The organism is Pseudoalteromonas sp. (genome assembly GCF_041629635.1).
Classification (GTDB): Bacteria; Pseudomonadota; Gammaproteobacteria; order Enterobacterales; family Alteromonadaceae; genus Pseudoalteromonas.
Map to the genome: position 1 here is coordinate 18,299 of NZ_JBFKMX010000029.1, position 15,684 is coordinate 33,982.

Sequence of the window (15,684 nt, forward strand, 5' to 3'; positions counted from 1 at the left end):
ATTAGGCTTTTATCTATGACTCAAGATGAAATGAAAAAAGCAGCTGCATGGGCTGCACTCGAATACGTTGAAAAAGACAGCATTGTTGGTGTTGGTACAGGTTCAACGGTAAACCACTTTATTGATGCACTAGCGACGATGAAAGAGGATATCCGCGGTGCCGTTTCGAGTTCAGAAGCGTCAACTGAAAAGTTAAAAGCGCTCGGTATTGAAATTTTCGAACTCAATGACGTAGATAGCTTAAGTGTGTATGTTGATGGCGCAGATGAAATCAACACTCTTAACGAAATGATCAAAGGTGGTGGTGCAGCACTAACACGTGAAAAAATCGTGGCAGCAGTAGCAAAACAGTTTGTATGTATTGTTGATGAGACAAAGCTTGTCGACGTACTTGGTAAGTTTCCGTTACCTGTTGAAGTGATTCCAATGGCACGCAGTTATGTTGCCAGAGAATTAGTAGAGCTTGGCGGTGACCCTGTTTATCGCGAAGGGGTTGTAACGGATAACGGCAATGTCATTTTAGATGTGCATAATATGCATATCGACAACGCCAAACAGTTTGAAGAAAAAATAAATCAAATTGTTGGTGTAGTAACCAACGGTTTATTTGCCCACCGCGGCGCAAACACAGTGATTGTAGGCACACCAGAGGGCCCTAAAACACTGAAGTAATTTTTAGGAAAGGTTATGAGCAAGGTATCGTTAGCAAAAGACAAAATTAAAATTTTACTGCTTGAAGGCGTGCACCAAAGTGCCGTTGAAACACTAAAGCGTAATGGTTACACCAACATTGATTATGTTAAAACGTCCTTGCCAGAGCCTGAACTAATTGAACGCTTGCGCGATGCTCACTTTGTGGGTATTCGCTCGCGCACTCACCTAACAGAAGCAGTACTTGAGCAAGCAGACAAGCTAGTTGCAATCGGCTGCTTTTGTATTGGTACCAATCAAGTATCACTAAATGCGGCACAAAAATTTGGCATTCCAGTATTTAATGCACCGTTCTCAAACACACGTTCTGTAGCTGAGCTAGTTCTAGGTGAAATCCTATTGCTATTACGCGGTATTCCAGAGAAAAACGCAAAAGCACATCGTGGCGAGTGGGATAAATCAGCCGCTGGGTCATTTGAAGCGCGTGGCAAAACGTTGGGTATTATTGGATACGGCCATATTGGTACACAGCTCAGCATCATGGCTGAAAACATCGGCATGAAAGTACAATTCTTTGATATTGAAGATAAGCTTGTGCTTGGTAATGCAACGCAAGTAGTCAATCTTACTCAGTTACTACAAACCTCAGATGTAATCAGTTTACACGTACCTGAAACGGCACAAACTAAAAACTTAATTGGTGCTGCAGAGCTTGAAATTATGAAACACGGTGCCATTTTAATAAACGCGTCACGCGGCACAGTGGTAGATATTGATGCACTTGCCAGCAGCCTGCAAGAAAAGAGGCTTTCTGGCGCTGCAATCGATGTTTTCCCAGTTGAGCCAAAAGGTAATAACGAAGAGTTTGTTTCACCACTGCGTGAATTTGACAATGTCATCTTAACACCTCACATCGGCGGTTCAACTCAAGAAGCACAAGAAAACATTGGCGTTGAAGTTGCGGGTAAAATGGCTAAATACTCAGATAATGGCTCAACTGTTTCAGCAGTTAACTTCCCTGAAGTATCCTTACCTGAGCTTGCAAACCGCAGTCGTTTACTGCACATCCACCACAACCGCCCTGGTGTGTTAACGCAAATTAACCAAGCATTTACCCAGCATGGTATTAACATTGCGGCGCAGTACCTACAAACCAATGAAAATATTGGTTATGTGGTAATTGATGTAGAAACAGATCACTCAGAAATAGCGCTTAAAGAGTTACGCGCAATTGACGGTACTATCCGTGCCCGTATTCTTCACTAATTGCGGCATCAAAGCAGCATAAAAAAAGCAGCGTTACGCTGCTTTTTTTATGCCTGAATAAATTTATACCAATTTTATTAATCATTTGATCATTCTAGCGAGTTAAATGACCCATAAACTGCGTTTTAAAATTCTTAAGTAGAAAAACTACATGTCGAATTATAAGCCTTGTTTCTGAGCCATTTCTCTGTCGCGATAAATGACCAGCTAATTAATGCAATTGGTATTAGAATAGCGCTTCCAGTGCTTGTGACAGTGAACTTACACCAATTACTTCCATGCCTTCAATTTGCTCTTTAGGTTTATTGGCTATTGGTACAATGGCACGTTTAAAACCATGCTTAGCCGCTTCTTTTAAACGCTCTACCCCGCTTGGCACAGGGCGAATTTCACCGCCTAAACCCACTTCACCGAAAACCACAAGCTCACGAGCCAATGAGGCGTTTTTAAAACTTGATACAAGTGCCGTGATCAAAGCTAAATCGGCACTGGTTTCAGTCACCTTTACGCCTCCCACCACGTTTACAAACACATCCTGATCAGACACTTGCAAGCCGCCATGACGGTGCAGCACCGCCAACAACATGGCGAGGCGATTTTGCTCAAGACCAACGGTAACGCGTCTTGGATTGCCAAGCTGCGAATAATCCACCAGCGCTTGCACCTCAACTAATAATGGCCGCGTACCCTCCCAAATAACCATTACTAATGAACCAGGGGTTTGTTCATCAGAGCGGTTTAAGAAAATAGCCGATGGGTTACTCACTTCTTTTAAGCCCTGCCCCGTCATTGCAAATACGCCCAGCTCATTCACTGCACCAAAGCGGTTTTTATTACCACGCAGTGTTCTAAAGCGGCTATCACTACTGCCTTCAAGTAAAATAGAACAGTCAATACAGTGCTCTAACACTTTCGGGCCAGCCAACGTACCGTCTTTGGTAACATGGCCGACCATAATAATTGCCACTTGGTTTTGCTTAGCAAAACGCGTTAAATAAGCCGCCCCTTCTCGCACCTGAGACACACTACCCGGCGCAGACTGAATATCAGCCATATGCATTACTTGAATAGAGTCAATAACCATAATTTGTGGCTTTTCTCTAAGCGCTAATTGGCAAATCGTTTCAACGTTAGTTTCAGCAAGCGTCTTAAGCTTATCGGTTGGTAAGCCGAGGCGTTTTGCACGCATAGCAACTTGCTGTAATGATTCTTCACCGGTGACATACAGGGTATTCATGGTTTGCGCGAGTAAGCACATGGTTTGCAGCAATAAAGTACTTTTACCCGCGCCCGGTGAACCACCGATCAAAATGGCACTACCGGGTACTACTCCACCACCCAGTACCCGGTCAAACTCAGTAAAACCTGTTGTAAAACGCGGTAACTGCTCTAAGTTCACTTCATCCAGTGTTTGTACTTTCGCTTCAATGGCACCGGCATAACCTGACGTAGCGCCAACGCGAGGAGCAGCCTTGATTGATGGCACACGAAATTCGGTTACCGTATTCCATGATTTACACTCACCACATTGCCCTTGCCATCTAGCGAATTCTGCGCCACACTCACTGCAAACAAACGCAGTTTTATTTTTACCCATAAAAACCGACTCTTATGTTTAAACGCAATTATTCCTAAACACATATAAAACAATAAAATTGCTTGGATACTGGTATAGTAATTGCTTAGCTTATTTTATAATGCTCACCCGCTTTGTGTGACAAGCATTAAGAAAAATTATTTGGTATCTTAACCCATTCATGCAAGCAGAATAATAAAAAAATAAGGAACGCTTCTTTTTTATGGCTGAAGATGTATTGAAAAAATATCAATCGCTTATCGAAGAGCTTAAGCGCGATTTAGGCCGCCCAAATTTCGATGCGATTTTCAATAAAAAGACCAAATCATTAAGCAGTTCAGAGCGATTTCTTATGAAAATGGAGATGAACCGCTTACTTCAGCCTATCAATCGCTTCATTGATCTGCGCGGTCAAGTAACTGGCGAGGTGCGAAGCTATACCTACAATGGCAAACAACATTTTATGGATGAAACCGCCATCAATGTATTTGAAGCAGGTATTCGCCGTTACAAGCGTTATACCCTTGCCGTTTACGAAGCTGTCATGAATACTGAAAATAATCACAAAGTGATGCAACGTAAAGCGCTAGAACGAGGTGAATTAGCACCTCAGCCTGTCGCTGCTAATATTCAGGAAAAAAAATCAAACATCAACCGGGTATCATTTGCTTCTTATGAATCGCGCTCAGAAGAACGAATGAACTACTCCATTAAAGTCAAACTTTACTTAGGCTCTGGCAGTGAGATTGAGGCTTCTACCTCAGATATCTCCGTCAGTGGTTGCAAAGTTAAGCTTTCTTCAAGATACCAAGTCGCAAAAGGTGAAACCCTGCGAATGCGCTTACTCGGGTTAGAACAAGATTTCGAGCTCGGTATTAAGAATGGCTTAGAGTATGAAGTAGTGGCGGTTGAAAAGATTAATGCAGATCACAATTATGTGCGCATGAAACGCACTTTTAATAACGAAAATAAAAGCATTGATGAATTTTTAAAAAGTTTTATTCACGGAAACAAACGCCGCTACAAAGTGAACTTAGATAACACACTTGATGCGGTGATTGTAAAAGGATATGAGCAATATTATTTACCCCGTGTTTCATCATTATTCTTATTTTTAAGTGTTAAAGATGCACGAGTGAGCCCATCATTGGTACTTACTAATGAGAACAACCTTAATGTGGCGCGTTACTTTAATGACGAAAAACGCAATTCGGTACTGCCGCAAGTGCTCAACCCTGCACGTATTAACCAACTATTACAATCCCCTGGCGAAGTAAAGCAACTTACTTTGTTTTGCTTTAATCACACTAACAGCGGTAAATTGTTCTTTTACTCTGCAAGTGAACGCGAACTCAATAATACACCTAATTTACGAAACCTATTTTGGGGATTTGCCAGTCAAAAACCGAGTTTTCGTATTTTTAACGTACAATTAATGCCATGCTCCAGTGAAGACAGCTATATTCCTCTTTCACTTCCCGATAGCGCCAGCAATGAAATTGCCAAGCTTAATAAACCTCCCTCACCTCGTGTGCAAGGCATTATTAAAAATATAGAGTACTTGGTACTTCTCACTGATATTACAAGCGCCTCTTCAACTGAGCAGTTTAAAAAAATCGCGTTTGATAGAAACCATATTAATCATTTAAAACAATATGGCCATCAAAAACTGCGGAGTTATCCTAGTCTTGAATTTGTAGCGCTCGATTATGTTAATCTGCGCAACGAAACCCGTTATTTATACAAAACTGTCATTCAATTACAACAAGAAGAAAAAGGGGAGTTAGAAGGTCACACCCTTGATTTTTCCGTGAATGGATTGCAAATTGAATTAACGACCCCAACCAACTATGAAAAAGGTGATTTGCTACTTGTTGCCTTTCCTGAGTTGCAAAAACTTAGCAAAAAATATCAACTTAACAAATTACCTTATGAAGTAATGGCGGTTAGTAAAACTAAAACCATTATTAATTTGCGCAGTTATAGCCCTTCTGCAGATGCGGAGCATCAAGGTGTACGCTTTTTTAATCAATTGATTGTTAATAACAAATCAAAGTTAACAGCCTCAGAGGAATCGCCTAAAACCCCTGGCCTCTCTAGTGCACTTCGCAATATGGTCACGAAGAACGTCTGTCAGTTTCCGTTTTACTTACATAAACGCGGTTCGCAAATTAAAGTGGGCGCGATTGCTAAAGGGGTATACCCCAGCACTTTTCATTTATTGTTAAGCCACATCGCCGGACTTGACTCACAATTTGAGTTTAAACAGCTAATTAAACAGGATGATTTCCAAGATATGATTGCTTTGCCATTGAAAGAAATGGCTCGAAATGCACCACCACTACAATTCGATTTTTATGTGCGTTTGCAACCCAAAGAACGTGACGTAGAAAAAGCGCTTATTACAGAGTTACTTGATAGCAAACCGCAGAATGATCGCAACAATTTTGTTAAAGCCAGTGTCGCAGAAGAATTATTTTTTGCATTTCGTTTGTATATATCACGCACGGGTAGACCAGACACAGATTACATATCAAAAGAGTTGAGCTATATCAGTCAGTACGCTCAACATAAAGCAAAAGACTTAGAAGATGAGTTGTGGTCGGTAATCGGTGTCGGTGATGCAGTAGATATCACCCAAGAAGTTTTAACCCGCTATGCCATTCCAGTTCAAGTGCGTGAGAGTCTTAGAAAGCGAAAAGCACTGTGGTTAAAAACAGCACAATATCAATTAGGCAATTTATTCAACTAAACCTTCAATTAGCAGTCTGAATTTACGACAACTCATTCAGACCTTGCTATTCTGTGATAGTTATTCTGGCAAACTAATAAAATACAGTACTTGCAATAGACTGCCGAAGTTGACAGCCACATCTGCGGTTTCAGCTACTAAAGGTTTTCCATGCACAGCCACACCAAGACCACTTGCTGCCATCATCACTAAATCATTAGCGCCATCACCCATCGCAATAGTTTGTGAAATAGGTAAATTCAGTTCACTTGCATAATGGGTTAAAAATCGGGCTTTTTCTTCAGCATCAACGATCTTACCAAGCACTTTGCCAGTCAATTCAAAACCGTTATCTTCTAACGTATTGGCGTGAATGGCATCGAGCTCTAAAATATTTTGAACGCGCTCGGCAAATGGCACAAAACCACCTGATGCAATCGCCAATTTCCAGCCCTTTGTTTTTAAGTACTGACACAGATCTTTTACCCCCGGCATTAATGGTAAGTTATCTTTTAACTGTGCCATTAATTCGAGCGATACACCTTCAAGCTTGGCAACACGCTTTCGTAAACTTTCTGAAAACGGCAATGCCCCCTGCATTGCTTGTCGCGTGACAGTAGCAACTTCATCATATACACCGGCTAAACGCGCTATTTCATCTATACATTCAATTTGAATAGCTGTCGAGTCCATATCCATGACTAACAGCCCAGGATGATTGATATTAGGAGCCTGTGAAAATACATTCACCTCTATCACTTCATCGGGGGTTAAAAAGTCTTTAAGTACTTCTTTCACGTTTTCCTGTACAGCATTTACATAGAAAGCAAATGCATTAGGTAAATCTGCGTGCGGTGAAATTTTTGCTAATTTTACTACCGGTAAAGTCTGAAGTGTTGCAATTAACTCGTGTCCTAGTTTAAGAGCTGGTTGGGTTGTCGTAAGTAAAACATAACAAGTTGCACTTTCTTGAATGCCATTTTCAGCAACTAAATGCCATTTATTAATTTCAATATTTGAGAAAAGTTGCTCAAATTCCACCATACTTTTAAACATCACTGACTCTCTTACAGCTAGACTTTTGTGTTGTTGCAATTTAACCAAGAAAACAGCACACTGTCCAAAAGGCATTGAGCAATATGAAAAAAAACCAAGACCGCAATCCGGCTTTCGCCTCTACATATCAGAGAATATCGCGCTTAATGATTGCTGCGATATGCCTAATTGCGCTTACACACATTGGTTTTAATACCAGTTTTAAAGGCCATCAAGTCCTAAATAATCAAAGCAAAGCGACCGCTAAAGGGCTTGCAAAACAACTCGCTCTCGGAGCACGTTTTGCAATAAAGGGGGCGGATAACAAGATGCTCAATCGCCTAGTAAACAACTTTGCACAAGATGAATTTATTCAAACCGCTGCAATCTTCGATAAACAAGGTAATTTACTTGCGCAAAGCAATTTTGCAGCATCATACCAAGACTTACTGGAAACACCCAGTGCTCTGCCCGGCTTATCCAAGTTAGCAACACCAGTAATAAGTGACGTGTTTGATCAAGGTAAACGCATTGGCTTTGTGAGACTTACTTATACCTTTCCTGCAGCGATCCGTGAAGGGCATGAATATCTTCATCAAGTAACCAAACAGATCGCCCTAATGTTGATTTTAAGTGTAATATTAACTTGGGTACTCGCCCGTAAGGTTAAACGCTGGCAAGTAAAGCGCTATATTCGAAATACAGAGCAAGAAGAAGCATAAAGTTGCTCGGCTAGTATTTTTCTTGCGCTTTGCGTTTCCACTCCTTTTAATTCACACAAAACATCAAATACACGTATAATCTGCGAAGGCACATTACGCCGCCCCTGAAAACCATAAAGCGGCATTGATGGCGCATCAGTTTCAAGCACTAAGTGCTCAATTGGCATATTGGCAATCACATCGCGGGTTTTATGTGCTCGCAAATAAGTAATTGTGCCACCAACGCCCAATTTAAACCCCAGCTCAATATAGTAATTCGCCACCTGCGCTGAGCCACTAAACGCATGGATAATGCCACCACATTGTGGTTTTAACGTTTTAAATGCTTCGGCAATTAAGTCATGGCTTTTTCGGTGATGCACCACCATAGGAAGTGATAATTCGTTTGCAAGTTCAATATGCTGCGAAAAAAGCTGCTGCTGCAATTCAAGATTGTCGATAGAGCGATCAATACCACACTCACCTATCGCAGCCAATACCTCCCGATTGTTTCGAGCAAGCGTTGCGAGGCGCTCAAAATCACCCTCTTGATGCTCATTTAAAAAATAAGGATGCAGCCCAAGGGCTTTGTAGAAAGTTATGTCGAATGTATTCTCAAGAGCAAGTACCTTGTCGCTAAGTGCCAAGCTAACACCCGGCACAAGGATACAAGACACATTATACTGCGCAGCATCTGCTAACACCTGGTCACGGTCATTTTCAAACTCTGCAAAGTCGATATGACAATGTGTATCAAAAAACGTCATATTATGGATTTAAGCGCTGCTTAGTCCACACACCATCTTCAAGTTTATACATAAAGCGGTCGTGCAAACGGTTTGCACCACCTTGCCAAAACTCTATTTGATGAGGTTCAATACAATAGCCCCCCCAAAATGACGGTAGTGGCACTTCGCCTTCGCTAAACTTGCTTTTAATTTGCTGGAATTTTTCCATCAGCACTTTGCGCGATGATACAGGGCGGCTTTGCGCCGATGCCCACGCTGCAAGTTGACTCTCTTTTGGACGCGATAAAAAGTATTTCGTTACCGCCAAATTTGATAATGGCTTTGCCGTACCATAAACAATCACTTGGCGCTCTAAACTATGCCAAGGAAAATGCAAACACACCTTGTTATTACCCGCGATTTCCTGCGCCTTGCGTGACTCTGTGTTGGTAAAAAAGACAAAACCATTTGGATTTACATCTTTTAATAACACAATACGTTGCGATGGCTGACCGCTACTATCTACCGTTGCCACCACCATAGCAGTTGGGTCATCGAGTTTAGCGTCTACAGCAACTTGCAACCAAGCTTCAAACTGCTCAATTGGATTGTCTAATAACATTTCTTCAGACAAACCATCCTTTAAATACTCACGGCGAATATCATCAATTTTCATCATCTTTCCCAGAAGATACTGTATAAACCTATGGTAAACAGATACGTGTAAAATACCAATAAAGATTGGTTATATTGTTGATTTAAAATAATCGCAAGACGAAAGGTTATTTCACTCAATATATCATCATTGCTGTTTTAAATCTGATGAAGCTCAAAGTCATTAACAATACTCACTGTAAAGACCCAATGAAATTGCAATTATCCGTCACTTGGCCTGTTTATCTTTGTTGATATTTTCGACAATAGGATGTTTATTTCGAGAGCAAAGCACGAACGTAGTTTAGTTCCCCTAAATTGGGAAATATCAATGCAGATAGTGCAATAAGTAGCCATTGCACTTTGGTCACTGGCCAAAACCGCCTTTCTATACCATGAAAATAACTTATATAGATACTAAACAGCATTATTTACGCCGTGATTAAGCGATGCTATCTCGTAGCTATACTATTGAACAAAGGTCAGTGAACCATATACTTAAAAAAAATATGCTTAATTATGAATAACTAAAATTTGCCATACTTAATACTAAGCCTTAGTCTTTAATTTAGAAGAGCGTATGAGTAGAGAGAGTCCAAATGATAGAAATAGACTTGTTCCAAGTTGATGCATTTGCTTCACGCGTATTCGAAGGAAACCCAGCGGCAGTCTGCAGACTCGACTACTGGCTTCCAGATGATATTTTGCAACGGATTGCTGAAGAGAATAATTTATCTGAAACCGCCTTTTTTGTTGATCAAGGTGATTCTTACTCTCTACGCTGGTTTACACCAAAAGAAGAAGTGGATTTATGCGGTCATGCAACACTTGCTGCAGCTCACGTATTGTTCACACATCTAGATCACAAACATTCCATTATTGAGTTTCACACGCGAAGCGGTTCATTGATTGTCTCTAAATCTGAGGATGGCTATCTAATGGATTTCCCAAGTGTAACCCCCTCTAAAGTAGACACTTCGACACTTCTAATTGATGCTCTTGGAATAGTGCCTAAAGCTGTTTATGTTGCATATGACTACATTGTAGAGTTAGAAGATGAATATCAAGTGCAAAATATTACACCTAATTTTAACAAATTAGCCTTACTCGATTTAAGAGGGGTCTCAGTCACCGCAGCAGGAGCAGAGTTCGATTTCGTAAGTCGTAGTTTTTTTCCAAAATTACACGTTAATGAAGATCCAGTTACCGGTTCAACCCATTGTGAACTGGCCTCTTTTTGGAGTCAGAGACTTGGCAAAACGAAGTTAACTGCCTGTCAATTATCTAAACGCACAGGTGTTGTCATTTGCGAATTAGTAGGTAACAGAGTGATTCTACAAGGTTCAGCATCTGATTATATGAAAGGTAAGATCATTATTGATATTTAAAAAGGTGATTGAGATATTGGGCAGTTAAAAATCGCGGCGAATTTTATCATATTCCCCTATCTGCTTAAGACGAGTTAATTGCTTGTTAAATGCATCTCTGTATTTAATATCGCGAAACCCTACATAAAACCACAGTGGATTTTGGTTAGTTGGGAGCAGAACTTTATTAAAGTTATTTTTCTCAATAGTAGGATTAGATTTACTCCACCTTGCATTTAGTTGTTTTAAATGCCATTTAAGAACACTCTCATCAATCAACATAACTTCACAGCGTTTGTTCAACCAATCTAAAACTTGCCATTTTTGAATCGAGTACTCATTGTAATTTTTAGTGTTTGAAGCCCACTTATCAATACCGAGATCTTGCGCGGCCCCCTGCCATGCACACACGCTAAAGTTTTTTAAGTCATCCATTTCATTAAGAGAAAACGCAACATCAGTGTGATAGAACGCATAATTTGTATAAGCAATAAAAGGCTGGGAATAATAAAGTGAGGTATTCGTGGGTTGGACTTCTACGGCAATATTAACTTTGCCTTGTTCAAGTAAGAATTGCATACGTTGATTGGATGCAAATAACACTTTATATTTCCACCCTAACTCACTAACAACAGCACTAAATAATCGCAAACTAATGCCATCGTGATTGATTTCATCTATGTAAGGAGGTCGACTTTGACCAAATACAACTGTGAATTCTTCAGGCTCTGCCCATGTAAATCCGCTTAAAAATAATAGAAGAAATAGCCACTTCATGATTCTTCCTGACATTGCCTTTAAAATTAGTATAAATGATTATTGTGTACTTGCCTGCTACGCATTTCGACTCTCATTTAAGCGTGACTTTTTTGTAAAAATGTTTTTTGTGGATTACATGTATTAAAAACAGAAACTAAATATAACCCACTTACATATAAAAGCCTTAGTTATAATATTAATGCATAAAACTCAACAATAATAAACACAGTTTTAAAAACTAATCTAATCTTAAGTTAGTTTTAAATTAGCCCCTAAGAATTAACTGATTTAAAACGATAATTATATGCTGACACAGCTGTTGTCAAATTATTGAGGTAATGTCATGAATACATTAAAAATTAAACAATTTCTTACTGTTCTTATGTTTAGTAGTATTAGTTGTTATGCTTCTACCGAGGTCTTGATCGATGATTTTAGTTCTGGCGATATTCAACTTACAGCATGTGGTCATAACGTATTTAATCTAAATGCTGATCCGAATATTTTAGGAGGATTGCGTGAGTTAAATGCAAGGGATGGACATTCTTGTGTCCTTGGAGGAAGAGCGCGTATTACTGTTGAGCAAAATACAGCTGCTTTTTTTGGGCGTACAGCTTGTGAGCTAACGGTACAGTATGGTTCTGCTATTGGAACTGTAGATACCCCTTGGTCTCCAAGTCCAAATAAAGGGGCAGGAATAGCTCTTGATCTCAATTTAACATTGAGCAATGAAATTTTGATTGATGTAGTTCAACTGCCTGCTGATGGCGGTGGTATTGGCATTACCCTAAATACTTCCTCAGGAGCATTCGGTTATTGGTACCCTTTAACTTCAGTCGGTACTGCAGCAATACCTTTGTCAAACTTTACAGGGTTAACAGAAACAGCTGCTTCTGATATTGATGGTGTGATATTTAGAGCTGGCACATGTCCTGGAAATAACATTTCTGATGCTTTAATTGTTGATTCAATTCGTATTAATACTGTCGACCCTGACTCTGATGACGATGGAGTTTTAGATAGTCAAGATTTCTGCCCAGAAACAACACAAGGTGCGTTAGTAAACGAATTTGGCTGTAGTGGAGCACAACTTGTTCTTGTTTCTTGCCCTGTGACTGCAAGTTATAAAAGCCATGGACAATACGTTTCATGTGTTTCGAAAGCAGCCGAACAAGTATGGCAGGAAGGTCTGATTGACGAAGATGAAAAAGATCAAATCATCGAGCAAGCAGCTAAGTCTGACATAGGAAAAAGAAATAAAAGCTAGGATATCTCTCACAAAACTATATATGTTTTATTATGTTGAAAGTGATAAGAATCAAAAAAACACTTGAAAATGGTTTGCATTTAGACAAAGAAGCATCTTGTAGATAAGTCCTAATCTAGCCCCATGAGCATAGTGCACTATGTGATTGGGGTAGATTAAAAACCTGACACTGTATTAATGCAAAATAGGAAGCAATGCCCTACAAATAGGCAAGGAACTGACAAGGCACATAAAGCTTTTTAGCCGCTGAGCATACTTTAGTATGTGATTCGGTAAAAAACTTTATGTAACGCTGTCAAAACGAAGCATATGCAGTAGATTACATTTGCTCCATTACTTCGATGCCTAGCAGATCCAGACCTTTTGCCAATGTCTTCGCCACTAAATTACACAGCATTAAGCGGCTTTCTTTGGTAGCTGGCTCCACACCGTCTTTTAGTACCGGACATGCTTCGTAGAAACTCATGTATAGGCTTGCAAGCTCATATAAGTAGCTACATAGAACGTGCGGCGTCGCGTCAGCAATCATTTGGTCTAGCACTTCTTCAAACTGGATTAGTTTGATTGCTAACGCCTTTTCTTGCGCTTCAACAATTGAGATTGGTGCATTTAAGCTTGAGGCATCAATACCTGCTTTACGGAAGATACTGCGCACACGCGTATATGCATACTGTAGGTAAGGTGCTGTTGCACCTTCAAAGCTCAGCATGGTATCCCAGTTGAAGATATAATCGCTGGTACGGTTCTTAGAAAGATCCGCGTATTTCACAGCGCCAATACCTACTTTACGAGCGATTTCAGCGCGTTCTTCAGCGCTTAGGTCTGACTCGCGCTCAGCTAACTTGTCAGTTGCGCGGCTTACTGCTTCTTCTAATAGCTCAGCTAACTTAACTGTGCCACCAGTACGGGTTTTAAATGGTTTACCATCTTCACCCATCATGGTGCCGAATGGGCAGAACTCGTAGGTTGTTTCGTCACGTAACAGGCCTGCTTTACGTGCTGTTAATTCAACTTGATTGAAGTGCAGGCTTTGACGCGCATCTACAAAAATTAAAATACGGTCTGCGCCTAGTTTGTTAGAACGGTAATCACACGCTGCTAAGTCCGTAGTTGCATATAAGAAGCCGCCACCTGATTTTTGCACGATAAATACAGATGGTTCACCATCTTTATTTGCAAGCTCATCAAGGAATACCACTTGTGCACCTTGGTCTTCAACGGCAATGCCTTTTTCTTTAAGTAGAGAAATAACACCTTGCAGCGCATCGTTATAAGCACTTTCAGCTTTAATATCTTCAGGCTTAAGGGTAACGTTTAGTTTTGCGTACACTTCTTCAGAGTGTTTTACTGACGTATCAATAAACAGTTTCCACAGCTTTTCACAGTGTGCATCGCCACCTTGCAGTTTAACTACGTAGTCACGTGCTTTATCAGCAAAACCGTCTTCATCGTCAAAACGTTTTTTCGCATCGCGGTAGAAGGTTTCTAAATCAGCTAAAGCAACTGATTCAAGATCAACGCCTTGGTTAAGTAAGTCTTCTAGGTGCGCAATCAACATACCAAATTGCGTACCCCAGTCACCAACGTGGTTCTGACGTGTTACTTTGTCGCCGCGGAATTCAAGTGCACGTACTACCGCATCACCGATAATCGTTGAGCGTAAATGACCAACGTGCATTTCTTTTGCAAGGTTTGGTGATGAGTAATCTACTACCACGTTTTGTGCGCTAGCATGCTCAGCTACACCCAATTTTTCATCTTGGTTGGCAGACACAAGCGTGTCGGCTAAAAACTCTGGCTTTAAGTGAATATTAATGAAGCCTGGGCCTGCAATTTCAGTGTGTGAAGCAATATCGCTTACGTCTAGATTGTCGATAATTTTTTGTGCAAGTTCACGCGGATTCGTTTTTAACTTTTTCGCAGCCCCCATTGCACCATTAATTTGGTAATCACCAAACTGCGGGCGGGTACTTTGTGTTACCGCTGGGTTAGTATCTTCTGGTAAGCCTGCTGCAACCATGGCTGCAACGGCCTTTTCTACTAATATCTGACGAATATTCATTCTCTATTTCCTATTGCACACCGCTTGGGAGTAATCTCAACCATGCCATGTCATTTTTATTCGTTTTAAAACTGATAACTACACACATCAGGTTATCAATGTAACTTAACTCTTTTACTAAATAAATGTTGCGAGAGCAAAGCCGCTGAGTATTTTTCGCTAGGAGTTTAGTCCGCTAAATGACTAACGAAAAATACGATAGCAATGACGCTATCACTCATCTTTTCATCGGCAATTTATCAATCACCCATCATATCTTCACTTTTTACTAAATAAATGCTGCGAGAGCAAAGCCGCAGAGTATTTTTCGCTAGGAGTTTAGTTCGCTAAATGACTAACGAAAAATACGATAGCAATGACGCTATCGCAAATTTATGACGTAAAAATTAGTGTTCACGCGTCTGATGGAACACAACTTCCGGATAACGCTCTTGCGACAAGTTTAAGTTAACACGGGTTGGCGCAATATAGGTTAGGTTATCACCACCATCGAGTGCTAAGTTTACTTCGCACTTACGGCGGAATTCTTCTAGCTTTTTCGCATCATCACAGGTTACCCAGCGCGCTGTTGCAACACTTACACCTTCGTACATGGCGTCTACGTTGTATTCTGCTTTCAAGCGCGCTACAACTACATCAAACTGAAGTACACCTACCGCACCTACGATTAAGTCGTTATTTTGCAGCGGTCTAAATACCTGTACTGCACCTTCTTCCGAAAGCTGGATAAGGCCTTTAAGTAGCTGCTTTTGCTTAAGCGGGTCGCGTAAGCGAATACGACGGAATAATTCTGGCGCAAAGTTTGGAATACCACTGAACTTAAGCTTTTCACCTTGCGTGAAGGTATCACCAATTTGAATTGTACCGTGGTTATGAAGACCAATAAT

General features: G+C 40.5%; 12 protein-coding genes and 1 pseudogene. 6 read left to right on the top strand and 7 right to left on the bottom strand.

Features of this window, described 5'->3' with window-relative positions; genetic code table 11:
• Positions 1 to 15: 15 nt before the first annotated feature.
• The gene (gene rpiA / locus ABYD77_RS06535) at positions 16 to 672 is read left to right on the top strand and encodes a ribose-5-phosphate isomerase RpiA (RefSeq protein WP_372768181.1); all 657 of its coding nucleotides are present in this window, start codon (positions 16 to 18) and stop codon (positions 670 to 672) included.
• A 15-nt stretch (positions 673 to 687) separates the two neighbouring features.
• On the top strand, positions 688 to 1,917 hold the full coding sequence (gene serA / locus ABYD77_RS06540; RefSeq protein ID WP_372768183.1) for a phosphoglycerate dehydrogenase: 1,230 nt from the start codon (positions 688 to 690) through the stop codon (positions 1,915 to 1,917).
• 226 nt (positions 1,918 to 2,143) lie between these two features.
• Here serA and radA read toward each other — a convergent pair whose 3' ends face one another.
• Entirely contained in the window at positions 2,144 to 3,514 is a 1,371-nt protein-coding gene (gene radA, locus ABYD77_RS06545; protein ID WP_372768185.1) for a DNA repair protein RadA, read from the bottom strand.
• 202 nt (positions 3,515 to 3,716) lie between these two features.
• On the opposite strand from radA, the gene ABYD77_RS06550 reads away from it, so the two are divergent.
• On the top strand, positions 3,717 to 6,245 hold the full coding sequence (locus ABYD77_RS06550) for a PilZ domain-containing protein (protein ID WP_372768187.1): 2,529 nt from the start codon (positions 3,717 to 3,719) through the stop codon (positions 6,243 to 6,245).
• A 60-nt stretch (positions 6,246 to 6,305) separates the two neighbouring features.
• Here ABYD77_RS06550 and serB read toward each other — a convergent pair whose 3' ends face one another.
• Positions 6,306 to 7,280 carry a phosphoserine phosphatase SerB gene (gene serB / locus ABYD77_RS06555; RefSeq protein ID WP_372768205.1) on the bottom strand — a complete coding sequence of 325 codons (975 nt, stop codon included), beginning with the start codon at positions 7,278 to 7,280 and terminating at the stop codon, positions 6,306 to 6,308.
• Between the two features lie 83 nt (positions 7,281 to 7,363).
• Between serB and ABYD77_RS06560 the strand changes: the two genes are divergently transcribed.
• Positions 7,364 to 7,981 (top strand): AhpA/YtjB family protein, encoded by a 618-nt coding sequence (locus tag ABYD77_RS06560; RefSeq protein WP_372768189.1) that lies wholly within the window; start codon positions 7,364 to 7,366, stop codon positions 7,979 to 7,981.
• Here ABYD77_RS06560 and ABYD77_RS06565 read toward each other — a convergent pair.
• Together ABYD77_RS06565 and pdxH are read right to left on the bottom strand one after the other, a co-directional pair.
• Complete coding sequence (locus ABYD77_RS06565; RefSeq protein ID WP_372768191.1) at positions 7,948 to 8,727, bottom strand: TatD family hydrolase; 780 nt, start codon at positions 8,725 to 8,727, stop codon at positions 7,948 to 7,950. The two genes, ABYD77_RS06560 and ABYD77_RS06565, sit on opposite strands and share 34 nt — an antisense overlap.
• 1 nt (position 8,728) lies before the next feature.
• On the bottom strand, positions 8,729 to 9,364 hold the full coding sequence (gene pdxH, locus ABYD77_RS06570; RefSeq protein ID WP_372768193.1) for a pyridoxamine 5'-phosphate oxidase: 636 nt from the start codon (positions 9,362 to 9,364) through the stop codon (positions 8,729 to 8,731).
• A 577-nt stretch (positions 9,365 to 9,941) separates the two neighbouring features.
• On the opposite strand from pdxH, the gene ABYD77_RS06575 reads away from it, so the two are divergent.
• Complete coding sequence (locus ABYD77_RS06575) at positions 9,942 to 10,730, top strand: PhzF family phenazine biosynthesis protein (RefSeq protein ID WP_372768195.1); 789 nt, start codon at positions 9,942 to 9,944, stop codon at positions 10,728 to 10,730.
• A gap of 24 nt (positions 10,731 to 10,754) precedes the next feature.
• Here ABYD77_RS06575 and ABYD77_RS06580 read toward each other — a convergent pair whose 3' ends face one another.
• On the bottom strand, positions 10,755 to 11,486 hold the full coding sequence (locus ABYD77_RS06580; protein ID WP_372768197.1) for a substrate-binding periplasmic protein: 732 nt from the start codon (positions 11,484 to 11,486) through the stop codon (positions 10,755 to 10,757).
• Between the two features lie 325 nt (positions 11,487 to 11,811).
• On the opposite strand from ABYD77_RS06580, the gene ABYD77_RS06585 reads away from it, so the two are divergent.
• Positions 11,812 to 12,735, top strand: a complete 924-nt coding sequence (locus ABYD77_RS06585) for a hypothetical protein (RefSeq protein WP_372768199.1) — start codon at positions 11,812 to 11,814, stop codon at positions 12,733 to 12,735.
• Positions 12,736 to 13,054: 319 nt separating this feature from the next.
• Here ABYD77_RS06585 and argS read toward each other — a convergent pair whose 3' ends face one another.
• Positions 13,055 to 14,797, bottom strand: a complete 1,743-nt coding sequence (argS, locus tag ABYD77_RS06590; protein ID WP_372768201.1) for an arginine--tRNA ligase — start codon at positions 14,795 to 14,797, stop codon at positions 13,055 to 13,057.
• Positions 14,798 to 15,183: 386 nt separating this feature from the next.
• Positions 15,184 to 15,684, bottom strand: a pseudogene (gene prfC / locus ABYD77_RS06595) (peptide chain release factor 3); the annotation flags it as partial.